This is a genomic window from Cupriavidus sp. GW823-FHT07A04 (assembly GCF_058794615.1).
Window position 1 is genome coordinate 140,856 of the sequence record NZ_JBXAHA010000007.1, and the last position, 25,718, is coordinate 166,573.

Genomic DNA, 25,718 nt, shown 5'->3' on the forward strand with positions numbered 1-25,718 from the left:
GCGCCTTGGGTCGACCGTTGTCGCGGACCCGGTCAATGCAGCAGGGCATCTTCAAAAGCCATCTGCTCCGCCACATCAAACAGCGCCCCAAGGCTCGCCGTCCCCGCGGCCGCCATCCCGTCATCGCTGCCCGCCCCCCGCACGGCATCCAGGCTGCGCCGCATCCCGGCTACCGCCGCGCCCGGCAACAACGTGGTCAGGCTGACCCGGCGAACCCCCAGTTCGCGCAGCCGCTCCAGCGAAACATTCGCGGCCGACGGGCTTGGCGCCAGCCCGGTCCCGGCGCTCAGCGTCACCGGGATATCCAGCGCGCGCACCAGCCGGGCGATATCGTCCTCGGTGCGCGGCGCAATGGGCAGCAGCATATCGGCGCCCGCCGCCTGATACGCCCTTGCCCGGAGGATGACCTGCTCGGTGGTTTCGCAGGCAAATGCGTCCGTGCGGGCAATGATCATGAAGTTGCTGTCGCGCCTGGCGCGCTGCGCGGCGTCGATCTTGGCGAGCATCTCGCCAAGCGGCACCACGTCCTTGGCCGCCGCCGAGCCCCAGCGCCTTGGCACCACCTGGTCCTCGATGTTCAAGCCGGCCGCGCCGGCTTCCTCGAACAGTTCCACGGCGTAGTGGACACCGCGCGGGTTGCCATAGCCGGCGTCCGCATCGGCGGTGATGGGAATGGATGAGGCGCGGGTCAGCCGCCGGCAGTGCTCCACGCATTCCGTCAGCGTGAGCAGGCCGATGTCCGGCACGCCCAGCAGGCTGTACGACAGCATGGCGCCGCTGATGCAGGCGCTCTGGTAACCCGCCTGCTCCACCAGCCGCAGGCTGAAGATATCGTGGACGGCAGGCGCCACGACGAACGATTCCCGTTGCAGCAGCGTGCGCAGGGATGCGGCCTTTTGAACCGGGGCAATACGTGGCATGGACTTAGGATCGCGAGGATGGGTGGGAAATCATGGGGATGGTCACTCCTTGGGCATGCCGTCGGCCAGCTTGCGCATCATGGGCTTGCGCGCGGCGATTTCCCGGGCCCAGTCGTCTCCCGGCAGGTAGGCCAGCACCGGCGCATCGTTGCCGGCCTTCTTCAGGTACTCCGGATCCTTGAGGGTCGCCCGGATGGCCGCGCGCAGCTTCTCCACGATGGCTGGCGGCACGCCCGCGGGCACCGCGATCCCCCGCTCGGCCGGCATCACGTCGTCAAAGCCTTGCTCCCGGGCCGTGGGCACGTCGGGCAGCGAAGCGGCTCGCGTCTCCCCCATCTGCGCGATAATCTTCAGCGGCACGGCCTCCTTGCCCGCATCCTGCAGCTCGCCCGTGGTGACCGCCGCAAAATCGATATGCCCGCCAAACAAAGCCGTCTTGGATTGCGCCGTCCCGTTATAGGGGATGTCGGTGACCTTGACGCCCGCCACGTTCTGCAATTGCAGTAGCGCCAGGTGCCCGTTCGTCCCGACCCCGTTGTGACCGAAAGACAGCGACGCCGGCTTCTTCTTCAACGCCGCCACCACATCCTTCAGGTTGTTGTACGGGCTATCCTTGCGCGTCACCAGGATGGTCGGGTCGCTCAGCACCCGGGCGACCAGCCGCAGCGCGGCCGGATCGAAGCTGGTCTTCCGGTACAGCGGCGAGAACGCCATGGCCGGCAGGTTGACCACGCCAACTGTGTAGCCGTCCGGCGCCGCGCGCATCAGGCTGAGGCTGGAGATCTCGCCGGCGGCGCCGGGCTTGTTCTGCACCACCAGGCTGGCGTTTGCGCCAAGGTAGCGCTGGATGAACGGCGCCATCGTGCGCGCCATGGTATCGGTGCCGCCGCCGGCGGCAAACCCGACATAGACCTGGATGGGATGATCGCTGGGCCATTCCGCCCTGGCCGGCGTCGCCGCCAGGCCCGTTGCGAACAGAAGCAACGCGCCCAGCGTGTGGATTGCGTGATGCGCCTTGCATGCCTTGAGCCCGTGCCGCATGATCTTTCCCTCTCCCAGCCGATATTGACAATGGCCAGACGATACGTACCTCCCGCGCGGGAAGAAAGCGACAAATCCTCACGTCCCCCGGTGAGATTTTGGAATGACCGCACGCGAGCCGGGCATCAAACGCACTGCCGGGCCAAGGCATCGCCATGACACTCAAGCAGCTGGAAGCGTTCTACTGGGCCGCAAAACTCGGCAGTTTTTCTGTCGCCGCCGCGCGGCTGCATGTCACGCAGTCGTCGCTGTCAAAGCGCATCGCCGAGCTGGAAGACGATCTGGGAAAAGCCTTGTTCGACCGTACCGGGCAACGCTCGGTGATCACCGACGCGGGCGAGCGCCTGCTTGAGCATGCCGCCCAGATCCTCGACACCGAAAGCCGCATCCGCGCGGACCTGGACATGGCAAGCGCGCTGCGCGGGAGCTGCCGCTTCGGCATCAGCGAGCTGGTGGCGTCCACCTGGTTTCCGAGCCTGGTCGCGCGGGTGCGCGAACTGCACCCGAACCTGGTGCTGGAGCCACAGGTGGACCTGACGCTCAACCTGGAGCGCAAGCTGGAGCGCGGCGAGCTGGACTTCGCGATCATTCCAGGCCCCTGCACCTCGCCCAACCTGTCGCAGGAGAAGGTCGGCGAGCTGGCGTACAAGTGGATGGCGGCGCCACAGCGGCTGGCTGGCGGCACCGTCCTCACGCCCCGGCACTTCACCGAGCATCCGGTGATCATGCTCAGCGCGGAAGCGGGCCTGACGCAGGCCTTCGAGAAATGGGCGGCGGAGCAGAAGCTGGAGATTCCCAGGGCGCTGGTTTGCAACAGCCTGTCGGCCCTGATTGCCATGGTGATGGCGGGCGTGGGGATCAGCTTGTTCCCGCAGTCCTATGTGGAGCCGTTTGTGCACGCCGGCAAGCTGGCGGCGCTGACGAGCACGCCGGCGCCGCACAACCTGTCCTACTATTTCCAGTGGCGCACGGGGGACACGCGTGCCGTGGTCCGGTCGCTGAAGGCGATCACGATGGACGAGGCGGATTTCTCCGTGAGCTCGCCGTTATGGCCGGAAGCTGGGAAAGCGAGAAAGCAAGGGCCGGGCGCACGGCAAAAGTAGCGCGATCGCTGGCGACAGGGGCGCGCCAGCCAAGCGCGCGCGCCCCGCCCCCGCCTCAGTCCAGCGGCCGTCCGGGCCGGAACCCGTCCCGCAGTTCCCGCTTGAGCACCTTCCCGATCGCACTGCGCGGCAGCACATCCACCAGTTCCAGCACGGCAAGCCGCTGCGTCTTGCCAACCTGCTCGTTGGTCCAGGCCATCAAGGCATCATCAGACACCGTGGCACCATCGCGCCGAACCACAAAGGCCACCGGCGTTTCGCCCCATCGCTGCGAGGGCACGCCAACCACCGCGCAATCCAGCACGTCCGGATGCTGCTGCAGGATCCCTTCGAGATCGCTGGGATAGATGTTGAATCCGCCGCTGATGATCATGTCCTTCTTGCGGTCCATCAGCGTGAGGAAGCCGTCATCGTCGAAGCGGCCAACGTCGCCGGTGCGGATAAAGAGCTTGCCGGTGGCGTCGCGCCATTCGGCCGCGGTCGTCTTCTCCGGTTGCTTGTGGTAGCCGGCCATGATGGCGTTGGAATGGCCGACGACTTCGCCGATCTCGCCCACGGGCACTTCATTGCCATCGTCGTCGATCAGGCGGATGTCATGGCCTTCCATGGGCTTGCCCACGGTGTGGAGCTTGCTGGGGAACTCGTGCGCGGCCAGCACGCAGCTGCCGCCGCCTTCGGTCATGCCGTAGTACTCCACCAGGCCGCCGGGCCAGCGCTTGAGGATTTCTGCCTTCAGCGCGGCGGAAAGCGGCGCGCTGGTGGAGAACTTCATCCGGTACGACGACAGGTCGTAGTCACCGAAGTCCGCGCGCGCCATCAGGCGCTGGTATTGCACCGGCACCAGCATGCTGTGCGTGACGCGGTGCTGCGCGGCCAGTTGCAGATAGCGCTGCGCGTCGAACTTGGGCATCAGCACGGCGGTGCCGCCGAGCGCCAGCGTGGGGATGAAGCTCACCAGCGTGGTGTTGGAGTACAGCGGCGTGGAGATCAGCGTGACGGCGTCGGGGCCGTAGCCGCCGGATTCCTGGACACGGCGGATCTGGTTCCAGCGCAGGGCGTGGGCGTGCACGATGCCCTTGGGCGTGCCGGTCGTGCCCGAGGAATAGATGATGTTGAACACCTGTTGCGGCGCGATGGCATGCGCTTGCGGGCGGCTGCCGTGCGGGGCCAGCCAGGCTTCGAACGCGAGGCCGGCGGGGGCGTCGGCCAGCCCGATAAGGCGGGCCTGGATACGATCCTTCACCGGCGCGATCTCGCGCAGGACATCCGCGTCGACAAAGAACACCCGGGCGTCGGAGTCTTCGACCATGCCGGCCAGGCTTGCCGGCGTGGAGGACGGGGCGAGCGGCACCAGGGCAACGCCGGCGCGCAGGCCGCCGATCAGGATGGCGGCGTACTCGATGGACGCTGCCGCGCAGATGGCGAGCGAGGCGCCCGGCTGCAGGCCGTCGCGTTGCAAGGCGGCGGCGACGCGGTCGGCCAGCGCGTCGAATTCGGCGTAGGTCAGCGAGCCGCGGCTGTCGACGACCGCGACATGCCCGGGCCGCTCTGCGGCGTGCAGGCGGACGCAGTCCGCGAGGTTGCCAATCGGCTGCGTCAGAAGTTCTGTGATGCCCATAGGAAGGTCCTGTCTCCATTTGGCGTCGCGATCAACAGGTCCGGGGGACCGCCTTCGCGCGCGAATCTATCGTCTTGAACGTCCGGGGCAGCGGCGTTCATCCCGTGGGCCTGTCGGTATTGCCGCAGGCCGGGGTAGATTTTCGCATGGACACGGCAAGGCTGCCCCACACCGGTGGGACAGCCCGCACTAACAGGTAACCACGAGGTAACCACGAGGTAACTACGAGGCAACTACGCAGGTAACTACGCAGGTCATTTCAGCCCGCAACCTGGCTCAAAGCGGCCCGCCTTCCCCGATCCAGTAGGGGTTGCGGCCATAGTACTCATGCAGCGTGGTGCCCCATTGAGGATCCGCCATGGCCGGCCAGCTGTCCTTGTCGAAACCCGGGGCATCCTTGATGCGTTGCGCGGTCACGCCGATGCGGAAGCACTTTTCGTCGGTGTCCAGGGTCAGCGCGCCCCAGGGAATGGCGTGCAGCGTGTCGCCCATGCCGAGGAAGCCTCCGCTGGTAAGCACCGCGTACGCAATGCGGCCACCGCGCACGTCGAGCATGATTTCGGAGATCTTGCCGACATGTTCGCCGTCCGAGGAATAGACCTTGTTGCCGTCGAGCGTCGATGCGCCCATGACATCGGGGCCCGGGCCATCGCCCACACCGCGGCCGACAATGGCCGCGCCCCTGCTGCCGGCAGGCATGCCGGGATTGAGTTGTCCCATGTTCGTCTCCTGAAAAAGGGTGGTGCCAGAGAGCGCGCAACGAACGTGCCAAGCCGTTGGGGCAGGCGGCGTCGCGGCGTGGGCTTTGGCATCACGGGAAGAATTACAAAAGCCGGTAACTTTCTTTCCGTTCCGACCCGTGCTGACCGGTGCTGACCCGCGCTGTTGCCGCAACGAGCGTCCGTTGCCGCATGGCACGAAAACTGCGCCTGGACCCTGCCCCCAAACACACTTCAGGAGAACCCACATGGAAACCATTGGCAATGGACAATCGTCGGCGCAGGACGAAGCCTCGCGTATCGCCGGCAAGGTTGGCACGGCAACCTCGAACGTGCTGGATGCCACCAAATCCGCCGGCCGGCAGATCGGCGCTGTCGCGCGGGACGAAGCTTCCGGCCTCAAGCGGGAGCTGGACGAGTTGATCGCCCGCCTGCCTTCCCTGTCGGCCGCCGCAATGGAAGAGGCCAAACAGGACTTCCTGCACAAGATGGCCACGACCAAGGAGGCGGCCAAGGGCATCTCGGACAACGTGCGCCAGCAGATCACGCAGCGCGCGGAGGACACCGCGGCTTATGTCAAGGCGCAGCCGCTGCGGTCCATGGGCATGGCGGTTGGCGTAGGCATCATCCTGGGCCTGCTGATGTCCCGCAGTGCTGGCCGGGATCGAGACTGAAGCGCACCAAGGCGGACACAGGCGCGCACCGGCTTCCTGGCGAGGCCGGGCAGCCCTGTGCTGCCGCCGCGCCTGCGTTTGTAAGCCAATTGCTGACGCCGGATTCCTCGTCCGCCGATGCGCATTTACCGTCTTTCCGACTTCGCCGCGCCACGCTCCCACCTAGCATGGAATCAAGGGCCCAGCCCCGAAAGCAGCTAACGGCGAACGGCGAATGGCTAACGGAACCGGGAGAGCGGAAATGCAATCAGACACCACCAACCTGCATGCGATCGTGGCCAAATGGATTGGCCCTGCCGAGGGCCGTCCGGTGCGCGTTGCGCGCTTCGGCAGGATGTGTACCGGCCGGGTGCCTTATGTCGGCGTGGAACGCGAGGCCGACATGCTGTTCTTCTTCCGCCACGGCGACGGCTCGTGGTGCGTATTCCCGCCGGTTAACCAGGGGACGGCGGCGCGCAGCGCCTAACCGCCTCCGGTTCCCCGCCTTACGTGACGCTTTATGTCACGCTCTATGTCACGCTTTATGCCATTCACGCAGACGGCTCATAGTCCACCTGGTGCCGTGCAATGCGCAAATCACCCAGCTCCTCCTTCACCCGCAGGTGCTCCGGGTGGGTGGCGTATCCCTCCAGCGCCGTCTGCGATTCGAACTCGGAATACAGGACCACGTCGCAGGCGTAGTTGACCTTGCTCGAGTCCACGCCGACTTCCAGATGGCGCATTCCGGGGATCCGGCCGCGAAGCCCTTCGAACGCAAGCTTGAGCCGCGCCACGGCGTCTTGCTTGTCGACTTCGGTTTCTCCGCGCAGGTTCCACATCACGATGTGTTTGACGATGGACACGATTTCTCCCTTTGCTGATCCTGGCGGATCTTGGCTGATTTTCCTGATGTTCTTGATGACCCTGAAGTTCTTGACGCCAACGTCAGGCCGGCGGGAAACCGGCCTTCTGCGGCCACAAGTTGCTAAAACCATGCACGGTCGACTGCCCATAGACGCCGGCCTGCGTGAAGGGCTCGCCGGCCAGCCACGCCTTGGCCTCGGCGAGCGACGGAAAATCGATCACCAGCAGGCTGCCGGCCATGGTGGTGCCGTCCTCGGCCAGCAGCGGGCCCGCAAAGGCGATGCTGTCGGCCTTGGCGCCGAGATAGACCTTGTGCTCCGGGCGCACGCGGGTGCGCAGTTCACCGGTGCCGGGCTTGTCGAGAAGATGGAATACGAACAGCATGAGGCCTACCTCCGGGACGGCGCCGGCGCTGCCGGTACCGGGTTGAGAATGAAATCGAAATCCAGCGTGTAAAAGGGCGTGGCCGATGGCGTGCCATCCGGGGCGGTGCCGGCTTCGTGCCGCACCCAGTCCCCGATGAGTGAGCTGCGCACGCCGAAGACCGCGTCGGAATCCAGGTATTCGCCGCCCTCGCGGAACACATGGGTGATGAGCGTCTCAAACCCCGGCGCCGAGATCATGAAGTGCAGGTGCGCGGGACGCCACGGATGGCGGCCCATGGCATCGAGCATGCGGCCCACCGGGCCGTCGTGCGGAATCGGGTAGCACTCGGCGACGATCGACTTGAAGTGAAAGCCGCCGCTCTCGTCGGCTGTCAGCGTGCCGCGGCCCTGGTGGCCATCGAGCCCCGCCTGCTGCACATCGTAGAAGCCTTCCGAATCCGCCTGCCAGACTTCCAGCCGCGCGTTCGGCACCACCTCGCCCGTCACGCTCTTGACCTTGCCGCTGACGTAGCACGGCTCGCCGGTCATGCCGTTGGCTACGTCGGCGCCCAGTTCGTACTCTGGCGCGTCGTCCACGTAGAACGGCCCGAACACGGTGGCCTCGGTGCAGCCGCGCGGCTTCTTGTGGTTCTGCGCGGTGACCAGCGTGGACAGGCCAAGCGTGTCGGACAGCAGGATGAACTCCTGCCGGCTGCCGGTGCAGGTGTGGCCGACTTCGGTCAGGAACTTGATGCCTTCGGCCCATTCGGCCTCGGTGAGATGCACCTCACGGGCAAAGGCGTGGAGATGCTGGACCAGGCTGGTCATGATCTCCTTCATCCGCCCGTTGGGCATGTCGGCATGCCGCGCCAGCACGGCCTGCGTGATGGTCTCTTCGTCTAGGTTGCGCATGATGCGTGGTCTCTTGTGGTCTCTTGTGGTCGTTCTTACGGACGGTCTTGCGGACATCGGGATCAAGCCTTGGTGGCATCTTCCCAACGCGGGCAGGCACGCTTGCTCACCGGGATGTCGATCGACTGGTAGTTGGTCTTGTCCACCACCGTGGCCGGCAGCACGATGCTCTGCGTGACCGGCATGCCGCGCAGCTTGCGGATGGCGGCGGTCATGCCCAGGCAACCCTGGGCAAATCCATTGTAGTCACCCGTGGCAAGCATGGTGCCGGCCTTGATCGCGTCGATGGCCTCCTGCGTGCCGTTGATGCCGGACACCAGCGCCTTGCGGTTGGCGCCCTGCAGCGCCTCGATGGCGCCGATGGCCATGGCGTCGTTGGCAGCAAAGATGCCGTCGATCTGCGGGTACGACTGCATCAGGTTCTCCATCACCTGCAGGGCCTGCAGGCGTTGGTAGTTGGCCGGCTGCGAGGCTACCAGCTTGATGCCGGGGAAGGCCTTGAGCGCGTCGTGCATGCCTTTGACGCGGTCGATATTGGTCAACGAGCCCTTGATGCCTTCCAGCAGCACCACATTGCCCTTGCCGCCCATGGCCTTGAACAGGTGCGTGGCGGTCTTCAGCCCCAGGTCGTAGTCGCTGGCGCCGACGAAGGAGACAAAGTTGCCCACGTCGCTCTTGTCGGTCACGTTGACTACCGGGATGTTGGCCGCGTTGATCTTCTTCACGCCCGGCCCCATGGCCTTGTAGTCCACCGGGACGAAGACGATGGCGTCGGCCTTCTTGACGATCACGTCCTCGATCTGGCTCATCTGCTCCGGGATGCTGTCCGGCTTGGTGGGGATGTAGTGGGTGACGCGCGCGTTCATGCTCTTGGCCGCGGCGTCCGCGCCCTGGCGCACGACCTGGAAGAACGGGTTGGTCTGGTTCTTGGTGAACACCGCGATGCGCTCGCCGTCCGCGTGAGCCGGCGCGGCCAGGATGCCGAGGGCCAGCAAGCCGGCCAGTTGCTTCAGGTTACGTACGTTCATGTTGTCTCCTTTGTCTTTAATGAAAAGCTGCCACCTCAATTGACGGCCTTGTTTGACGGCCTTGTTTGACGGCCTTGTTTGACGACCCTGATTGGCGACGTCGAGCTAAGACTTCACGCCCAGCCGCTTGCGCGACAGCGTATCCAGGAATACCGCCAGCACCACGATCACGCCCGTCACCAGCGGCTGCCAGTTGGCGCTGACGGTGAGCAGGTTCATGCCGTTGAGCACCAGCGTGAGGATGATGGCGCCGACCAGCGTGCCGGAGACCCGGCCCACGCCGCCGAACAGCGAGGTGCCGCCGATCAGCACCGCGGCGATGGCGGGCAGCGTCAGCGCCTCGCCAATGTCGCCTTCGGCCGAGTTGAGCCGCGCCAGGAACACCAGGCTGGCGATGCCGGCCATGGCGCCGCTCACCAGGTACACCAGCACCAGCCGCCGCTTGACCGGCACGCCGGAGAGCCTGGCCGCGACGGGATTGGCGCCGATGGCGTAGATCTCCTGGCCATAGGTGGTCTTCTGCGACATGGCGGTGCCCGCCACCAGGAACGCCAGCATCAGGTAAACCGGAATGGGCACGCCCCACAGGTAGCCGCTGCCGATCGCCCGAAACGCCGGCGGGAAGCCGTGGATGGTCTCGCCCGCCATGAACCAGTAGGTGACGCCGTGCAGCACCCACAACATGCCGTAGGTGGCAATGAATGGCGGGATGCGCAGCATGGCCACCAGCAGGCCGTTGGCCAGCCCGATCAGCGCGCCGGTGCCCAGCCCCGCGCCCACGCCGAGCATGGTGGAGCCGGTGGCCTTCATCACGGTGGCCGCCACGCAGGCCGACATGGCCACGTTGGCGCCCACCGACAAGTCCAGCCCGCCGGTCAGGATCACCAGCGTCACGCCCGACGCCAGCAGGAACAGCAGGCTGGCCTGGCGCAGCACGTTGAGGATGTTGCCCAGCGTCAGGAACGCGTCCGACGCCACCGCGAGCAGCAGGCACAGCAAGCCCAGCGCGAACAGCCGGTAGGCAAACGAGCGGGCATCCGCCGAGAGTGGCGGGAACAGAGTCGCCGTGTTCATGCTTTCCCCTTGAACGATTCGATCAGCAGCACCACCAGCACCAGCAGCCCGATGGCCGCCACCTGCACCGACGACTGCACGCCCACCAGGTTGAGCCCGTTGCGCAGCACGCCCACCGCCAGCACCCCCAGCACCGTGCCGGGCAGCCAGCCGTTGCCGCGGTCGAAGGTGGTGCCGCCCACCGCCACCGCGGCGATGGCATCGAACTCCAGCCCGATGGCCGCCGTGGGGTGCCCGGCATTCATGCGCGCCGTGAGCAGCAGCGCGGCCACGCCGGCCATCAGCCCGCCCAGCGCATAGACGGCGATCAGATAGACATTGATGCGCACGCCGGAAAACTTGAGCGCCTCGCGGTTGCCACCCAGCGCGAACACATAGGCGCCAAAGCGGGTGTGGTAGAGCAGCCAGTGGAACAGCCCGTAAAACACCACCGCGATCCAGATCGGGAGCGGCACGCCCAGCAGTTGCCCGGCGTAGATCAGCGGAATCGCCTCGCCGATGCCGGTCACGCTCTGGCCATCGGTGGCCACCAGCGCCAGCCCCTGCGCGACGCCCAGCGTGCCGAGCGTGGCCACGAACGGCGGGATCTCCAGCCACGACACCAGCGCGCCGTTGAGCAGGCCGAACGCCAGCCCGGTAAGCAGCGCCGCGCCCAAGGCCAGGGGCAGCGATTCCGTGGCTACCATCACCATCGCCAGCACCACGCCGCACAAGGTCAGCACGGCGCCCATCGACAGGTCCAGCCCTTCGGTCATGATGATCAGCGTCATCGGCAAGGCGATCAGCAGCAAGATCGTGGATTGCGCGCCGATGTTCAGCAGGTTCTCCACGCTCAGGAAGCCCGAGCCCGTCGCGCTGAAGCCCAGCGAAAGCAGCAGCAGCACCCAGACCGATCCGGGCACCTTGCCGATGGACAGGCCGAGCGGCCGCGGTAGTGCGTTGGTATCAAGCATCGTTCATCCCCAGTTGCAGAATGCGTTCTTCGGTCATCTCGGCGTGAGCGACTTCGCCGGCGATGCGCCCGCCGCGCATGACATAAGTGCGGTCGCAGACATTGATGATCTCCGGCAGTTCGGAGCTGATCAGCAGCACGCCGGCACCCTGCTTCACCAGGCTGTCGATCAGGGCAAAGATCTCGGCCTTGGCGCCGACGTCGATGCCGCGCGTGGGCTCGTCGAAGATAAACAGCTTCGCTTCGGCAACCAGCCATTTGCCGATCACGATCTTTTGCTGGTTGCCCCCGGAGAGAAACTGCGCCAGCTGGTTGCCGTCTGGCGTGGCAATGCGCAGCCGCGCGATCTCGCGCTCGGCCAGCGCCTCGGCCTTGTCTGCGCGATACCAGCGCGCGGGAAACGCGCGCCGCAAGCCGGCCAGCAGCAGGTTGTCGCGCACCGTGCGGATCAGCGCCAGCCCCTCCGATTTTCGGCTTTCCGGAATCAGCGCGGCACCCAGCTCACGGGCGCGGTCCGGGCCGCCGGCCAGACGCTTGCCAAAGATGTGGATTTCGCCCTGCTGGATCGGGTCCGCGCCAAACACGGCGCGCGCCACCTCGCTGCGGCCCGAGCCCACCAGCCCGGCCAGGCCCACGATCTCGCCGGCGCGCACCTGCAGGTTGATATCCGCGATGCCGCTGTCCGCGCTGACGTTGCGCACATCCAGCGCCACTTCGCCCAGTTGCGCGCTGCGCTCGCGGCTGTAGCTCATGTCGACCTTGCGCCCGACCATGCGCGCCACCAGCTCGTCCGGGGTGGCGTCGCCGGGCAGGCAGGCACCTACCTTGCGGCCGTCGCGCAGGATGGTGATACGGTCGCCCAGCGCAAAGACCTCCGCCATGCGGTGCGAGATATAGATCATCGACACGCCATCGGCCTTGAGCCGCGCGATCACGGCGAACAGCTTCTCGGTCTCGCGGTCGGACAGCGCCGCGGTGGGCTCGTCCAGCACCAGGATGCGCGCGTTCTGCGACAGCGCCTTGGCGATCTCCACCATCTGCTGCTGGGCCACGCCCAGCGCATGCACCGGCGTGCGGGTGCTCACCTCCATGCCCAGGATATCGAGGATGCGGCGCGCTTCGGCGTGCATCCTGGCGGTGTCGACGGAGCCGGGAATACGCCCGCGCGGCTCGCGACCCAGGAAAATGTTCTGCGCGATGTCCAGGTAAGGCACCAGCGAGAACTCCTGGAAGATCACCGCGATGCCGAGGCGCATGGTATCGGCCGGGCTAGCGATCGCCACCGGGCTGCCGTCGTGATAGAACTCGCCGGCATCGGCCACGTAGACGCCGCACAGCACCTTCATCAGCGACGACTTGCCGGCGCCGTTCTCGCCCAGCAGCATATGCACCTCGCCGGGGTAGATGGCGAACGACACATCGTCCAGCGCCTTCACGCCGGGGAAGTTCTTGCAGATGCCGCGCATCTCGAACAGCGGCGTGATTTCGGTGATTGCGTTCATGATGCGGGCCTGAAGATCTTGCCGGCGCTGATGCCGATGCCGTGCGGGGCGGGTTGTCGATGCATGTGGTCTCCTTCTTATCGTTGGTATCGTTGGTATTGTTGGTGGTTTCCTGGCGCTGGCGGCACGTTGATGACGGCAAAGGCAACTGCAGTTTCACCACCCCTGCGGGGCAGCGACCTACTTTCTTGTCTTGCCAAGAAAGTAGGCAAAGAAGGCGCGCCGGATGGGGCGATTACCTCCTCGGGCTTCGACGAAAAGAGCGGCCGGGACCCAAACTCGCATCGCCTTAAGGCGATACTCAGACATGGGTCCCTCTTTTCCGCTCTTTTCGCCGAATCCCGAGGCGCCCCATACGGCCTCTGAACACCTACACGGCTCGCTTCGCATCGCCGTGGTTGATCTTGCCGCTGGTTGGCTCCCCTCTCGCTCACCGCCCCGCCGCCAGGCGTTCGCCCGACGCGCGCAGCGCCTCAAGCTTGCCCGGCAGCCCGTCCACCAGCAGCCGGCCGTGGCGCTTGCGCGCCTTGCCTGCCACGAACACGCTGTCGATATTGGCCAGGCTGGCCTGCATCACGATGGCGCTCACCGGGTCGTGCAGCGGCATCATGTTGAGCTTGCGGGCGTCGATCATCACCAGGTCGGCCTGCTTGCCCACGGCCAGCGAGCCGATGCGGTCTTGCATGCCGAGCATCCGCGCGCCGGCCAGCGTGATCCAGTCCAGCGCATCGCGGCAGCTCACCGCGTGCGCGGGAGCGATCTCGCCGTGCTGCTGGCGGTACTCGGCATGGTCCAGCGCGCGCTGGATGCCCAGCGCCATGCGCGCAGCGATGAACATCTCGCCGGACAAACCCGATTCCAGGTCCACGCCGAGCGATGGTGCCGCGCCCAGGCGCGTCAGCCGGCCGGTGATGGGAAAACCATGGCCCTGTGTCAGTTCGTTCTCCGGCGTGACGGAGAAGCTCATGCCCAGCCCGACGAAGCGCGCCAGCTGCGCATCCGTGAGGTTGTTGCCGTGCACGATGTTGATATGGGGACCAAGCAGCCCGGCCTGCTCCAGCCGCTCCCACCCCTGCGGCGTGCGGGCGCTGCCGCCACCCTGGTGCATGCTGGCCAGCAGGCCAAATTCCCGCGCCAGCACGAAATCGTGCAGCGCGACTTCCAGCGTCGAGTAATGCGGGCCGAGGATGGCCAGGCCGAGGCTTAGCAAGGACGAGCCTTGCAGCCGCCTGGACAGGCGTTCCACCTCGCTGCGCGGGTGCGGCATTTCCCAGAACGGCAGCGCGCCGGGCTTGGGGTCTGGCTTGGGCGAGCCGTGCAGGAACGCGGCGCGGATGCCAGCATGCTCCAGCGCGTCCAGCGCGGCGTCGCTGTGCGCCGGCGTGGGGTTGTTGTGGCACCAGTCCACCAGCGTGGTGGTACCGCAATCGAGCTGGTTCCAGGCGCCGACGAGCGTGGCGATGCCGATGTCATCGGGCGTGAAGCGCGTGGCCAGCCCGGCATGCATCTGCCGGAAATACTCGGTCAGCGTCCAGCCCGAGGCAACGCCGCGCAGCGCGGTCTGCCAGGTGTGCATATGCGCGTTGACAAAGCCTGGAGCGACGATGAAGCCGCGCGCGTCGATCAGCTCGGCGCCGTGCGCTTCGAGATGCGGTGCGATGGCGGCAATGCGCTCGCCGTCGATCAGCAGGTCGCCGGTGAACTCGCCGAGGGCGGGTTCCATGGTGACCAGAGTGGCCCCGCGTACCAGGATCATGGGTGTGTCTCCGTTGCCTGGCGGCGCTGCCTGTGGCCGGCGCGCCGCTCTGGGTTTTGCAGGCATCCTGTCATGCCTGACAGGCGCTGGAACAAACTCTATACTGCCGGCAAATGGAAAAAAACGACGGATAAGGAAATCTTCTTTCCGCCAGGCGAGAGAATCAAAACAGCTCGTGCGGCGGACCAAGGCACACACGGGGAGACAAGGCATGGACCGTTGGACCGAATTCGAACTCTTCGTCCAGATCGCGGAGCTGGGCAGCATCAGCAAGGCCGCCGAGAGCCTGGACATTTCCAACGCGGCGGCAAGCCGCTACCTCACCTCGCTGGAGCAGCGGCTATCGGCGCGGCTGATCGAGCGCAATACGCGCCGTCTTTACCTGACCGATGTGGGACACGAGTTTTTCCGGCGCTGCAAGGGCGTGCTGACGGAAATGAAGGAGGCGGAAGCCGCGGTCAACGCCAATGTGCTGGAGCCGGGCGGCACGCTGACGGTCACCGCATCGCTGTCGTTTTCCATGAAGCACCTCGCGCCGCTGCTGCCGGATTTCACCAGCCTCTATCCCAAGGTGGACGTGAACATCCTTGCGGCCAACCGCTACTACGACATCATGGACAGTGGCATCGACCTGGCCATCCGCACGCGGGAGTTCGAGCCGGATTCCGGCCTGACCGTGCGCCGGCTGGCCGAGACGCGCCGCGTCCTGGCCGCCTCGCCGCGCTACCTGGACCGCATGGGCACGCCGCGCGAAGTCGACGACCTGCTGCGCCACCACATGCTGATCTACTCGTACGCCAACCGGCCGCACGAGCTGGCCTTCACCCGCAATGCAGAGGAGAAGACGGTCACGGTGCGCAGCAAGCTGGAGTCCAACGACGGACAGGTGATCCGCGCGGCCGCGCTGGAAGGCCTGGGCATCCTGGTGCAGCCCAAGTACATCGTCTACGACGATATCGTGGCGGGCCGGCTGATCCCGGTGCTGGACGACTGGGACCTGCCCCGGCTCACCATCAACATCGCCTTCCAGAGCCGGCGCTACCTGGCCGCCAAGGTGCGCCTGTTCATCGACTACCTGGTGGCGCACTTCGAGCGCATGGACTACGAGCGCAAGTGGACGTCGTGACGGTGCGCTTAAGCGCCCTGCCTAGCCGTTGACGCTGGGCAGCCCGGCGGCGAGCCGCGCGGACTTGATCACCGCGGCGTAGTCGTCGCCGGCCATGCCTTGCGCGGCGGCGCCCTGCAGCATCTGGCCCAGCAGCGCGGTAAGCGACAGCGGCACGCGCAGGTCGGCGCCCGCATCCAGGATCAAACCCACGTCCTTGAGCATCTGGTCCACGGTGAAGGTGGGCGTGTAGTCGTTCTCCACCAGTTGCGCGGACTTGGCCTTGACGATGGGCGCGGCCACTGCGCTGGCGGTGATCACGGACCACATGTCCTGCCATTTGAGGCCACCCTTGGCGCCAAGTGCCAGCGCTTCGGCCAGCATGCCGGAGGTCAGGCCGATCATCAGGTTCACCACCAGCTTCATCAGGCGCGCTTGCTCGGCTTCGCCCAGGTAGAACTGGGCCGGCCCGAGCGCGGCCAGCAGCGGCTTGGCCACTGCATAGGCGGCCGCCGGGCCGGATACCAGCGCGGTCAGCTGCGCCGCCTCGGCCATCTTGTTGTTGCCGGATACCGTCACGCGCAGGTACGGGATGTTGCGCTGCGCCAGCAAGGCGGCCACGCGGGCGGATGCTTGCGGCGACACCGTGCTGGTATCGATATACAGCGTGCCGGGCGCGGCCAGCTCCGCCACTTGCGCGCCCACGGCCTCGAAGGCCGCATCGTGCGGCAGCGAGCTGAACACAACGTCCTTGCCGGCGGTTGCCTGCGCGAGCGAGCCGGTCGTCTTCAGCCCGGCCTGGCGCGCGGCTTCCAGCACAGCGGGCGACAGGTCGAAGCCTTCGACAGCGTGCCCGGCGGCGGCCAGGTGACGCCCCATGGGCAAGCCCATCTTGCCGATTCCAATAAAGCCGATTTGCATTGTTTGTCTCCGGTGCGGTGTGTGTTGTGTGTTTTGTGTTTGCTGGCCCGCTCAGTCGGGGCGCACGCCTTCAAAGGCGGCCTGCAGCAATTCGCGAATCGGCGCGCGCTCGATCGGGCGCGGATTCCAGTACGGGTTGGCCAAGGCGATATCCGCGGCGCGGTCCAGGTCCTCGGCCTTCATGCCGATATCGCGCAGCGCTGTGGCCGCGCCGTGGCGGGCGGCCAGGTCGTAAAGCGCGGCGGCGGCGGAGATGCCTTCGCCGCCCATGGCCCGGCGGATCCGTACCATGGCATCCGGCGCGGCCAAGGCGTTATAGGCCATGGCGTGCGGCAGCACCGCCGTGTGCGTCTCGGCATGGGGCAGGTTGAAACTGCCGCCCAGCGTATGGCACAGCTTGTGGTGCAGCGCCATGCCGACGCTGCCCAGCACGGTGCCGCACAGCCATGCGCCGTAGAGGCAATCGGCGCGGGCATCCAGGTCGGTGGGCGCAGCGAACACGCGGGGAATACCGCTGGCCAGCGCCCGGATGCCCTCCTGCGCCATCAGCGACGTCACCGGGTTGGCATCCTCGGCGTACAGCCCCTCGGCGGCGTGGGCGATGGCGTTCAGGCCGCTGGTCACGCTCAATGCCACCGGCAGGCCCACGGTCAGCGCGGGATCGTAGATCACGGTGCGCGGCAGCACGCGCGGGTCGCGGCCGGTTTTCTTCAGGCCGGCGTCGGTGAGGCCGTAGATCGGCGTCATCTCGGACCCGGCGTAGGTGGTGGGAATCGCCAGGATCGGCAGGCCGGAGGTCAGCGCGATGGCTTTGCCCAGCCCTGTGGTCGATCCGCCGCCAAGGGCGATCATGCAATCCGCGCCCACGTCCTGCGCGTGCGCAATCGCCGCGCGGGCGGATTCCACCGGCACGTGCATCACCGCGCCAGGATAGATGCCGGCGGACAACGGCCCGAGCGCGTCGGACAGCCGCGTTGCGTCTTCGGCCTGGTTGGGCGTGCACAGCACCAGCGCCCGCCTGGCGCCCAGCCGCTCCAGTTCCTGCCCCACCTGGCTCAGGGTGCCCGCGCCAAACAGCACGCGCGTGGGCTGGGCCACGTATAAAAATGACGTTGGCATGGCTTTGTCTTCCTCCGCAAGGATCAGGTTCTGTGCCCGCTTGTCGTGTGTCTTGCCCGGCGCTTGTGGCCTTGCACAGCCATAAACCACCGCCAGCGGACGCGCCAGTGCACGTTAGCCTTCCGCCGGGCGGAAAGAAATGCCGGGATGGGAAAACACTCTTGACGCATGCGGAAGAATCCACGCCTTGCACGAACGGATGTCGCTCGGTGCCGGATTCAGTGCTAGCTTCCGGGCTAGACTAGCGCACTTTTCGAATCTGTCCTGCCAGCGCGGTCCCTTCCGCTATTCCACCATTCCACCCCTTGCGCAAAGCGAATACCGTGAAACTCCGAACCGCCACGCTCGCCGTCTCCGCCATTCTCTCCGTGGTGCTCGTGGCCCTTGCCGCGGCACTGGCCGCAGGTGGCCCGACCCGGCCAAAGCCGATGCTGAGCATCAGCGATCCGTTCAAGGACGTGGATTTCTCTGCGCTGGCGGCCCCCGCCCATTACGCGGCACGCGATGGCGCGCAGCTTACCTATCGCCGCTACCCCCCCGCCGGCGGCCTGCCCAGCCGGGGCAGCGTGGTATTGGTGCATGGCTCCTCGGCCAACAGCCAGAGCATGCATCCGCTTGCACAGAGCTTCGCGCAGGCCGGCTTCACGGCCTACGCCCTGGATATGCGCGGCCACGGGGCCTCCGGCCCGCGTGGCGACATCGCCTACATCGGGCAGCTCGATGACGACCTGGAAGACTCTGTGAGCGCCGTTCAGCCCGCCGGCCCGAAGACGCTGGTGGGATTCTCATCGGGCGGCGGCTTTGCGCTGCGCGTGGCCGGTGGCGCGCGCCAGGCCCTGTTCGACAACTACCTGTTCATGGCGCCCTATATGAACCGCCGCGCGCCCACGTTCCGCCCCGATGCCGGCGGCTGGGTCTCGGTCGGCGTGCCGCGCGTGATCGCGCTCACGCTGCTGAACCGGATCGGCATCACCGCCTTCAACCACTTGCCGGTACTGGCCTTTGCCATCAACGACGCACCGCGCGCCGAACTGACGCCGTCCTATTCCTATGCGCTGGCGACGAATTTCCAGCCCGATGAGGACTACCAGCGCGATATTCGCGAGATCCACAAGCCGGCAGCGGTACTGGCCGGGCAGGACGATGAAGTGTTTGTCGCCGCCAGGTTTGCACAGGTGTTCACCGATGCGGGCCGCCCGGATATTCCGGTCACGCTGGTGCCGGGCACCGGCCACATCATGCTCACGGTGTCACCGGCCGCCCGCGCGGCAGCGGTGCAGGCCGTGGAGCGGCTGGATGGCTTGGCCGGGAGATGACTGGCACGGCAGCGCCGGGCCGCGAGGAGAAAAAAACGGCTGGCGGCGACGGTAGTGCTCTCGCTCTAGTGCTCTCGCTCATTTGAGTTGATAGGGAATCCGCACACCAGGCTCGCTGGCTGAGAAGACTTTGGTATTGCGTGTGACCAGCAACATGGAATACGCCTGCGCGGACGCCCAGATAATCGAGTCAGGCAGCTTGATTCGAGCGGTGTTTCGAATCTGGACTGCGCGAGAGGAAACCGCATCATCGACTGCAATCAGCCGGAACCCATTGAGCCACGCGCGCAATGTCTGCTCTTCTTCAGCTGTTGCGCCGGCCATCACCTCCATCCAGGTGATGACACTGATCGCCCTTGACGCGTAGCGGCGCATCTCGATCATGGCCTCTTCGATTCCGTTCAAGTGGTCGATCAGGATGTTGGTGTCGAAGAGCGCGTTCACCACGCCTCCCGCAGCTTTTCCTGATACGCAAGGCCATCCACCTCGCGGTGCTTCCAAAGCCCGAAGGTGTCAGAGGCCAGCCCAGGCTTGCGCTGCGCTATATACGCTTGAATTGCCTCGCGAATGACTACCGCCCGAGGACGCTTTTCTGCCTCGACAATGGCTGCCAGCTCTTGGAGCTGGTCTTCCGTAAGGTCGACCAGGATGCGACTCATGATGAACCCATAACGATATCTGATATACGCATCGTATATCAACCAATTTGGAACAGCAAGGGACCAGCACGGCGAACCGGACCGGAACACGGTGGCGCTGGAAACCGGGCTGGCGCGCAGGGCTTCGCGACCGGCAAGGCATCTGCTCCGGCGCGAACAGGCCTCTTCTGCTCCTGTTCGGCGCGCGCAAGGGGCGCTAGCCTCATGGCTACCCACAAGCCCCTCGCCGGCGGGGCGATCTCCCCCCTCCCCGCACGGCACACCTGGAAGTGCTTCATGTATGTGTATGACACCGTCGACCAGCAACTGGTCGACCAGCGCGTTGCGCAGTTCAGCGGCCAGACCGAACGGTTTCTCAACGGCCAGCTCACCGAGGACGAGTTCCGCGTGCTGCGGCTGCAGAACGGCCTCTACATCCAGCGGCATGCGCCCATGCTGCGCGTGGCGATCCCCTACGGCATGCTGGTGTCGCGGCAACTGCGCAAGCTGGCCGAGATAGCGCGCCGCTTTGACCGCGGCTACGGGCACTTCAGCACGCGGCAGAACATGCAGTTCAACTGGCCGCGCCTGGAGGACGCGCCCGCTATCCTGGCGGAGCTGGCGACCGTGCAGATGCACGCCATCCAGACCAGCGGCAATTGCATCCGCAACACCACCACCGACCACTTCGCCGGGCTGGCGCCGGATGAGATCGTGAACCCCCTGGTGTGGTGCGAGATCATCCGCCAGTGGTCGATGCTGCATCCCGAGTTTGCCTTCCTGCCGCGCAAGTTCAAGATCGCGGTGAGCGGCGCCACCACGGACCGCGCTGCGGTGGGCGTGCACGATATCGGCCTGCAGGCCGTGGAGCGCGATGGCGAGCTTGGCTTCCGCGTGTGGGTGGGCGGCGGCATGGGCCGCACGCCCATGGTCGGCAAGCTGATCAACGCCTTCGTGCACTGGTCCGACCTGCTCACCTACCTGCAGGCCACGCTGCGCGTCTACAACCTGCACGGCCGGCGCGACAACAAGTACAAGGCGCGCATCAAGATCCTGGTCAAGGACCTGACGCCGGGCGTGTTCGCGCAACAGGTGGACGAGCAATGGCAGCGGATCCGCGGCGGCCCGGACACGGTCAGCGCGGACTTCGTGGCCGGCGTGGCGGGCCGCTTCACCATGCCGGACCATGATCCCGCGGCGGCGCACGAGGCCGGCCCGGATCCCGAACTGGCGGCGGCGCATCCGCGCTTTGCCCGCTGGCTGCGCAGCAATGTGCATGCGCATCGCGTGCCCGGCTACGCCGCCGTGACCGTCTCGCTGAAGGCCACCGGCATGCCGCCCGGCGACATCACCGCCGACCAGATGGATGCGGTGGCGGACCTGGCGGAGCGCTTCGGCTTTGGCGAGCTGCGGGTCTCGCACGAGCAGAACCTGATCCTGGCCGACGTGCGCCGGGGCGCGCTGTTTGCGCTCTGGCAGGCGCTGGACGCGCTGAACCTGGCCACCGCCAACATCGGCCTGCTCACCAACATCATTGCCTGCCCGGGCGGGGATTTCTGCTCGCTGGCCAACGCGGTGTCGATTCCGCTGGCCGAGGCCATCCAGCGCCGCTTCGACGACCTGGACTATCTGTTCGAGATCGGCGAGCTGGACCTGAACATCTCCGGCTGCATCAACTCCTGCGGGCACCATCACGTGGGCCACATCGGCATCCTTGGCGTGGACAAGGCTGGCGAGGAGTGGTACCAGGTAACCATCGGCGGGCGCCAGAACGGCGCGGCCGGCCATGCGTTGCTGGATCAGCACAAGGGCGGCGGCGCGGCGATCGGCCGCATCATCGGCCCGTCGTTCGCGCGCGATGAAATCCCGGATGTGGTGGCGCTGCTGATCGATACCTACCTGTCCCTGCGCGACAGCGAGGCGGAGCGGTTTATCGACGTGGTGGAGCGGGTTGGCCCGGAGCCCTTCAAGCAGGCGGTCTACCAGGACCCGAGAATCGTCGCGCGGCGGCAGCAAGCGGAGCAAGCCCGTGCCTGATCTCCAATCATTGCCACCGCTGAACAATGTGATTCGCAACGGCCAGCTGGAAGCGGACATCTGGCGCGCCTTCGTGCCGGACGAGAACGCGCCGGCATCGGCATCGGCAACGCACGCGCTGCCGCCGGACGAAAACGGCTGGCTGGTCACCCTTGCCACATGGCGGGCAGCCCGCGATGCCCTGCGCCTGCGCCGCCACCCGGTGGCCGTGTACCTCGGCCCGGATGCGGACCCTGAAGACCTGCTTGAGGCGGGCTCCGCCACCATCGACCCCACTGGCATCGCGCACCTGGCGATCGACTTCCCGGTTTATACCGACGGGCGCGGCTATTCGCTGGCGCAGATGCTGCGCACGCAATATGGCTGGGGCGGCGAGCTGCGCGCGGTAGGCGACGTGATGATCGATACCGTGCACTACATGGCGCGTTGCGGCTTCGATGCCTTCGCCGTCAAGCCGAGCCACGACCCGCAGGCCGCGCTGGCGGCGCTAGGGACGTTCACGGTGCACTACCAGAAAACGTACCCCGCGGCGGCCGCGCCGGCTATTTCGGCAACCAGCCGTCCAGCAATGCGTTGACTGGCTCGTGGGCCTCGTACTGGACCCAGTGGCCCGCGTTGGCAATGACGCGGCCTTCGCGGCGCGGGCTGTCCTGGGTCATTGCCGCGATGGCCGGGACAGGATCCGCCGTGACGTCGTGCTCGCCCCAGGCCAGCAGCACCTCGCCGCCGAAGCGGTCCAGCGCGCCGCGCAGGTCGCCGGAGCGGGAGATGGTCTTGCTGCGAAAGCGCGTGAGGCGGCATGACTCGGTGTGCGCGTACATGGCCATGGCATCGATCTTGGCCGGGTCGGCCATCATGAACGCTTCCAGGTTGTAGCGCATCGCCACCGCCAGGGCCTCGGCGTCCCCGGCCTTGCGCCAGTCCACCAGCGCGCGCTGCTGGCGGCGGATGCCGCCATGGCCGCCTGAGCCCATCAGCGCCAGCCGGCGCACGGTGCCGAGCGACGCGGCCACGTTGGCGGCCACCAGCCCGCCGAAGGAGAAGCCGACCAGGCTGAGCGCCTTGTCGCAGCCGGGCAACTGCCTGATGCCCTTGACAAGCGTGCCGGTCATCACCGAAAGATCGCTGGCGATATCGTCCGACTCGCCAAACCCCGGCATGTCCGGTGCCCACACCGTGCGGTACGCGGCCAGCGCTTCGATATTGCGCACCCAGTGCAGCCAGCTGCCGTGCCCGCCATGCAGCAGGACCACGGGTTGCCCCTCGCCAAAGCGGCGCCAGACCATGCGGCAGCCATCGGCATCGGTGACGATCCGTTCGGATTGTTGCGACAGGGCGGCCGCCTGCGCTTCGGGTTGGGCGGAAGCGACAGGCGTTTTGAAGTTTATCCAGGTCATTGGCATAGGCGCGCGCCGTCTGGCCTCCGGGCGCGGCGATCTGCCTCGGCGCACCTGGGGATGCCGGCCGCGCGAAAGACGGCTCCGACCCCGGATCATAGCGAATTCCGGATGTACCGGCCCCGGCCAAGCGAGACGACGTCCGGGCAACCAAGCAGCGCCAGGGTCCGGTCGATATCGGCCACGAACATGGCCAGCACCTCGTCCACGCCGGCCTCGCCACGCGCGGCAAGGCCGTAGAGCAAGGGCCTGCCGAGCATGACGGCGCGTGCCCCTAGCGCCAGCGCCTTGACGACATCCCGGCCGTTGCGAAAGCCGCTGTCCACCAGCGCCTCGCCGCCGCCGACGGCCGCCACCACCTCGGGCAAGACGGACACCGGCGCCGCAAGATCCGCGAGTTGCCGGCCGCCATGATTCGACACGATGACGCCGTCCACGCCGAGCGCCACGCAGCGCGCGGCGTCGCGGGCATTCAGGATGCCCTTGACGTATAGCTTGCGCGGCCACATGTCGCGCAGCGCGGCGAGGTCGTCCCAGGAGAAGCTGGCATCCATGCGGCGCTGGAGCAAGGCAGCCTGGGCGCCGGCACCGGCGCCGCCATCCACGTTAGGCAGCGTCGGCAAGCCATGGCGGCATTGCCGGATCGTCCACGCGGGGTGCCGCGCCGCATCCGCCACGATGCCCGGCGTCAGCCGGTACGGCACGGCGAAGCCGTTGCGCAGGTCGCGCTCGCGCCGCCCGTTCACGGTCACGTCCGTGGTCAGCACCAGGGCCTCATAGCCGGCGGACAACGCGCCCTTGACCAGCGCGCGGGCGTGCTCGCGCTGCACCACATAAAGCTGGAACCACAGCCTGCCGCCGGCACGCCGCGCCACCTCCGCCAGCGCCACGTTGGACGCGGTGGACAGCGTGAACGGAATGCCGGCGCGCGCGGCGGCGCGCGCGAGCATCACGTCACCATCGGGCCGGCAGGCGCCGTTCAGTCCCATGGGCGCGACGACCAGCGGCGCCTCGCTGCGCGCGCCTGCCAGGGTGACCGACAGGTCCCGCGCGCTCACATCGGTCAGGCGCGCCGGATCCAGCAACAGGGCATCGAGCGCATCGCGATTACGCCGGATCCCGGATTCGTCATCCGCGCCGCCTTCGATGTAGTCGAACACGATGCGGGGCAGCCGGCGTTGCGCCAGGCGCCGGTACGCGTCGAGATTGAGGAGCGACGTCATGCCGTATGCCGTATGCCGGGGAGCTTGCATGGAGCCCGGGCCTCAGGAACGTGCGAGGACCGCGTCACCGCTGGCCGGCGAACGCGCCAGCTTCGGGATATGGCCCTTGACCGCAAGCAGCGCCACCAGCACGGCGGCCATCGCCGCGCCGAGCATGCCGAGGTAGGACGATGCGCCGCCCGCGGTGATCACCGCCGCGCCCGCGAAGGCGCTGAGGATGGCCCCGAGACGGCCAAAGGCCAGCGCCGAGGCCGTGCCGGTGGCCCGCACTGCCGTGGGGTACACGAAGGCACACAGCGCGTACATGGTCGACTGGACCGCATTGACGAACATGCCGTGCACGCCCAGGCCAACGATCAGCAACCCCGTACTGTGGCGAACATCCACGCCTTGCAGCAACAGCGCGCTGGCCGCCCCGCCGGCGCAACAGATCGCCAGCGGCCAGCGCGAGCCGAAGCGCGCGATGGCAACCGCGCAGCACAGCGCGCCGATGACGCCGCCGAGGTTGTAGGCGGTCAGGCCGGAACCCGCGACCGCCACGTTCAACCCCTCCGACGCCAGCATGGTCGGCAGCCAGCTAAAGGCGCTGTAGACGGCCAGCAGGCACATGAAGAAGGCGCACCAGATCGCCAGCGTGTCGCGCGCCTGCCCGGGCGCGAACAGCGCGCCGAAGCCCTTGCGGCTCTCCGCGCCGCGCTCGGCCAGGTCGGTGAAGACCGCATCCGCCGGCAGCGGCCTGGACATGCGGCCGAGCAGCCGGCGCAGTTCGTCCCACCGGTGCGCTCGGCGCACCAGGAACCGCGGCGACTCGGGCAGAACCAGCATCAACAGCACGCCCAGGCCCAGCGGCAGCGCGCCGCCGATAAAGAACAAGCCGCGCCAGCCATAGGCCGGCAGGACCACGCTGGCGAACAGGCCGGCCAGCATGCCGCCCAGCGGCACGCAGACGATGGTGGCCGTCACCGCCAGCGTGCGGCTGCGTGCCGGGGTGAACTCGGCCGTCATGGTGGTGGAGCTTGGCAAAGCGCCGCCGATGCCAAGCCCGGCGATCAGGCGCAGCACGGCGATCGTCGTCGTGTCCGGGGCCAAGCCGATGGCGCAGGTGGCCGCGCCGAACAGGAAGACGCTGCCGATCACGGCCCACCTGCGCCCGAAGCGATCCGCCAACAGGCCCGCGCACGCGCTGCCGATGCCCATGCCCACCAGCCCGGCCGCCACCGCGGGCGCGAAGGCGCTGCGGGTGATGCCCCACTCCTTGATCAGCACGGGAATCGCGAAGCCGATCAACTGGCCATCGAAGCCGTCCATCACGATGGACAGCGCCGCCAGCATCACGACGATCTTCTGCATGGTCGTGTAAGGGCCATCATCGAGCACGCTGCCCACGTCGACGGGCGTGCCGGCTTGCAGCAGGTTCGCGCTCATGCTGGTGCTCCGTGACGATGCGCGCCGGCC

Annotated in this window: 26 protein-coding genes; 7 read left to right on the plus strand and 19 right to left on the minus strand. The window is 67.0% G+C overall.

The window, feature by feature from the left end; genetic code table 11:
• Window positions 1-32: 32 nt before the first annotated feature.
• On the minus strand, window positions 33-920 hold the full coding sequence (locus tag AC1Q7Q_RS14035) for an isocitrate lyase/PEP mutase family protein (protein ID WP_492372854.1): 888 nt from the start codon (window positions 918-920) through the stop codon (window positions 33-35).
• 42 nt (window positions 921-962) lie between these two features.
• Window positions 963-1,961 carry a tripartite tricarboxylate transporter substrate binding protein gene (locus tag AC1Q7Q_RS14040; RefSeq protein ID WP_492372855.1) on the minus strand — a complete coding sequence of 333 codons (999 nt, stop codon included), beginning with the start codon at window positions 1,959-1,961 and terminating at the stop codon, window positions 963-965.
• A 155-nt stretch (window positions 1,962-2,116) separates the two neighbouring features.
• Here AC1Q7Q_RS14040 and AC1Q7Q_RS14045 point away from each other — a divergent pair, with 155 nt between their 5' ends.
• Entirely contained in the window at window positions 2,117-3,064 is a 948-nt protein-coding gene (locus tag AC1Q7Q_RS14045; RefSeq protein WP_492372856.1) for a LysR family transcriptional regulator, read from the plus strand.
• Between the two features lie 55 nt (window positions 3,065-3,119).
• On the opposite strand, the gene AC1Q7Q_RS14050 is transcribed toward AC1Q7Q_RS14045, so the two are convergent.
• Together AC1Q7Q_RS14050 and AC1Q7Q_RS14055 are read right to left on the minus strand one after the other, a co-directional pair.
• Entirely contained in the window at window positions 3,120-4,682 is a 1,563-nt protein-coding gene (locus AC1Q7Q_RS14050; RefSeq protein WP_492372857.1) for a class I adenylate-forming enzyme family protein, read from the minus strand.
• A gap of 276 nt (window positions 4,683-4,958) precedes the next feature.
• Window positions 4,959-5,402: a PRC-barrel domain-containing protein gene (locus AC1Q7Q_RS14055; protein WP_416050540.1), complete on the minus strand. Its 444-nt coding sequence runs from the start codon at window positions 5,400-5,402 to the stop codon at window positions 4,959-4,961.
• 247 nt (window positions 5,403-5,649) lie between these two features.
• Here AC1Q7Q_RS14055 and AC1Q7Q_RS14060 point away from each other — a divergent pair, with 247 nt between their 5' ends.
• On the plus strand, window positions 5,650-6,075 hold the full coding sequence (locus AC1Q7Q_RS14060; protein WP_492372858.1) for an ElaB/YgaM/YqjD family protein: 426 nt from the start codon (window positions 5,650-5,652) through the stop codon (window positions 6,073-6,075).
• A gap of 241 nt (window positions 6,076-6,316) precedes the next feature.
• Window positions 6,317-6,541 (plus strand): hypothetical protein, encoded by a 225-nt coding sequence (locus tag AC1Q7Q_RS14065; RefSeq protein WP_492372859.1) that lies wholly within the window; start codon window positions 6,317-6,319, stop codon window positions 6,539-6,541.
• A 64-nt stretch (window positions 6,542-6,605) separates the two neighbouring features.
• On the opposite strand, the gene AC1Q7Q_RS14070 is transcribed toward AC1Q7Q_RS14065, so the two are convergent.
• The 8 genes from AC1Q7Q_RS14070 to AC1Q7Q_RS14105 form a co-directional block, all read right to left on the minus strand.
• Entirely contained in the window at window positions 6,606-6,917 is a 312-nt protein-coding gene (locus AC1Q7Q_RS14070) for a Dabb family protein (RefSeq protein WP_144410011.1), read from the minus strand.
• Between the two features lie 82 nt (window positions 6,918-6,999).
• Complete coding sequence (locus AC1Q7Q_RS14075; protein WP_492372860.1) at window positions 7,000-7,302, minus strand: YciI family protein; 303 nt, start codon at window positions 7,300-7,302, stop codon at window positions 7,000-7,002.
• Window positions 7,303-7,307: 5 nt separating this feature from the next.
• Window positions 7,308-8,195: an intradiol ring-cleavage dioxygenase gene (locus tag AC1Q7Q_RS14080; RefSeq protein WP_492372861.1), complete on the minus strand. Its 888-nt coding sequence runs from the start codon at window positions 8,193-8,195 to the stop codon at window positions 7,308-7,310.
• A 62-nt stretch (window positions 8,196-8,257) separates the two neighbouring features.
• Window positions 8,258-9,223: a sugar ABC transporter substrate-binding protein gene (locus tag AC1Q7Q_RS14085; protein WP_492372862.1), complete on the minus strand. Its 966-nt coding sequence runs from the start codon at window positions 9,221-9,223 to the stop codon at window positions 8,258-8,260.
• 105 nt (window positions 9,224-9,328) lie between these two features.
• Window positions 9,329-10,297 (minus strand): ABC transporter permease, encoded by a 969-nt coding sequence (locus tag AC1Q7Q_RS14090; RefSeq protein WP_492372863.1) that lies wholly within the window; start codon window positions 10,295-10,297, stop codon window positions 9,329-9,331.
• Window positions 10,294-11,250 (minus strand): ABC transporter permease, encoded by a 957-nt coding sequence (locus AC1Q7Q_RS14095; protein ID WP_492372864.1) that lies wholly within the window; start codon window positions 11,248-11,250, stop codon window positions 10,294-10,296. Before AC1Q7Q_RS14095 ends, AC1Q7Q_RS14090 begins: the two co-directional genes overlap by 4 nt.
• Window positions 11,243-12,751 carry a sugar ABC transporter ATP-binding protein gene (locus AC1Q7Q_RS14100; RefSeq protein WP_492372865.1) on the minus strand — a complete coding sequence of 503 codons (1,509 nt, stop codon included), beginning with the start codon at window positions 12,749-12,751 and terminating at the stop codon, window positions 11,243-11,245. Before AC1Q7Q_RS14100 ends, AC1Q7Q_RS14095 begins: the two co-directional genes overlap by 8 nt.
• Window positions 12,752-13,181: 430 nt before the next feature.
• Window positions 13,182-14,507 carry an amidohydrolase family protein gene (locus tag AC1Q7Q_RS14105; protein ID WP_492372866.1) on the minus strand — a complete coding sequence of 442 codons (1,326 nt, stop codon included), beginning with the start codon at window positions 14,505-14,507 and terminating at the stop codon, window positions 13,182-13,184.
• Window positions 14,508-14,718: 211 nt separating this feature from the next.
• Here AC1Q7Q_RS14105 and AC1Q7Q_RS14110 point away from each other — a divergent pair, with 211 nt between their 5' ends.
• Entirely contained in the window at window positions 14,719-15,633 is a 915-nt protein-coding gene (locus AC1Q7Q_RS14110) for a LysR family transcriptional regulator (RefSeq protein ID WP_492372867.1), read from the plus strand.
• Window positions 15,634-15,654: 21 nt separating this feature from the next.
• On the opposite strand, the gene AC1Q7Q_RS14115 is transcribed toward AC1Q7Q_RS14110, so the two are convergent.
• Entirely contained in the window at window positions 15,655-16,533 is an 879-nt protein-coding gene (locus AC1Q7Q_RS14115; protein ID WP_416050550.1) for an NAD(P)-dependent oxidoreductase, read from the minus strand.
• A gap of 51 nt (window positions 16,534-16,584) precedes the next feature.
• Entirely contained in the window at window positions 16,585-17,652 is a 1,068-nt protein-coding gene (locus AC1Q7Q_RS14120) for a maleylacetate reductase (RefSeq protein ID WP_492372868.1), read from the minus strand.
• Window positions 17,653-17,975: 323 nt separating this feature from the next.
• Here AC1Q7Q_RS14120 and AC1Q7Q_RS14125 point away from each other — a divergent pair, with 323 nt between their 5' ends.
• Window positions 17,976-18,968, plus strand: coding sequence for an alpha/beta hydrolase (locus AC1Q7Q_RS14125; RefSeq protein ID WP_492372869.1), 993 nt, complete (start codon window positions 17,976-17,978; stop codon window positions 18,966-18,968).
• Window positions 18,969-19,046: 78 nt separating this feature from the next.
• On the opposite strand, the gene AC1Q7Q_RS14130 is transcribed toward AC1Q7Q_RS14125, so the two are convergent.
• Together AC1Q7Q_RS14130 and AC1Q7Q_RS14135 are read right to left on the minus strand one after the other, a co-directional pair.
• Window positions 19,047-19,415 carry a type II toxin-antitoxin system VapC family toxin gene (locus AC1Q7Q_RS14130; protein WP_492372870.1) on the minus strand — a complete coding sequence of 123 codons (369 nt, stop codon included), beginning with the start codon at window positions 19,413-19,415 and terminating at the stop codon, window positions 19,047-19,049.
• Entirely contained in the window at window positions 19,409-19,627 is a 219-nt protein-coding gene (locus AC1Q7Q_RS14135) for a ribbon-helix-helix protein, CopG family (RefSeq protein ID WP_492372871.1), read from the minus strand. Before AC1Q7Q_RS14135 ends, AC1Q7Q_RS14130 begins: the two co-directional genes overlap by 7 nt.
• A gap of 276 nt (window positions 19,628-19,903) precedes the next feature.
• On the opposite strand from AC1Q7Q_RS14135, the gene AC1Q7Q_RS14140 reads away from it, so the two are divergent.
• Window positions 19,904-21,643: a nitrite/sulfite reductase gene (locus AC1Q7Q_RS14140; RefSeq protein ID WP_492372919.1), complete on the plus strand. Its 1,740-nt coding sequence runs from the start codon at window positions 19,904-19,906 to the stop codon at window positions 21,641-21,643.
• Window positions 21,636-22,220 (plus strand): DUF934 domain-containing protein, encoded by a 585-nt coding sequence (locus tag AC1Q7Q_RS14145; protein WP_492372872.1) that lies wholly within the window; start codon window positions 21,636-21,638, stop codon window positions 22,218-22,220. The genes AC1Q7Q_RS14140 and AC1Q7Q_RS14145 overlap by 8 nt, the downstream gene beginning before the upstream one ends.
• Here the strand turns inward: AC1Q7Q_RS14145 and AC1Q7Q_RS14150 are convergent.
• The 3 genes from AC1Q7Q_RS14150 to AC1Q7Q_RS14160 form a co-directional block, all read right to left on the minus strand.
• Entirely contained in the window at window positions 22,186-23,040 is an 855-nt protein-coding gene (locus AC1Q7Q_RS14150; protein WP_492372873.1) for an alpha/beta fold hydrolase, read from the minus strand. The genes AC1Q7Q_RS14145 and AC1Q7Q_RS14150 overlap by 35 nt on opposite strands.
• A gap of 95 nt (window positions 23,041-23,135) precedes the next feature.
• Window positions 23,136-24,263 carry an alpha-hydroxy-acid oxidizing protein gene (locus AC1Q7Q_RS14155; RefSeq protein WP_492372874.1) on the minus strand — a complete coding sequence of 376 codons (1,128 nt, stop codon included), beginning with the start codon at window positions 24,261-24,263 and terminating at the stop codon, window positions 23,136-23,138.
• A 42-nt stretch (window positions 24,264-24,305) separates the two neighbouring features.
• Complete coding sequence (locus tag AC1Q7Q_RS14160) at window positions 24,306-25,688, minus strand: MFS transporter (protein ID WP_492372875.1); 1,383 nt, start codon at window positions 25,686-25,688, stop codon at window positions 24,306-24,308.
• Between the last annotated feature and the right edge of the window lie 30 nt (window positions 25,689-25,718).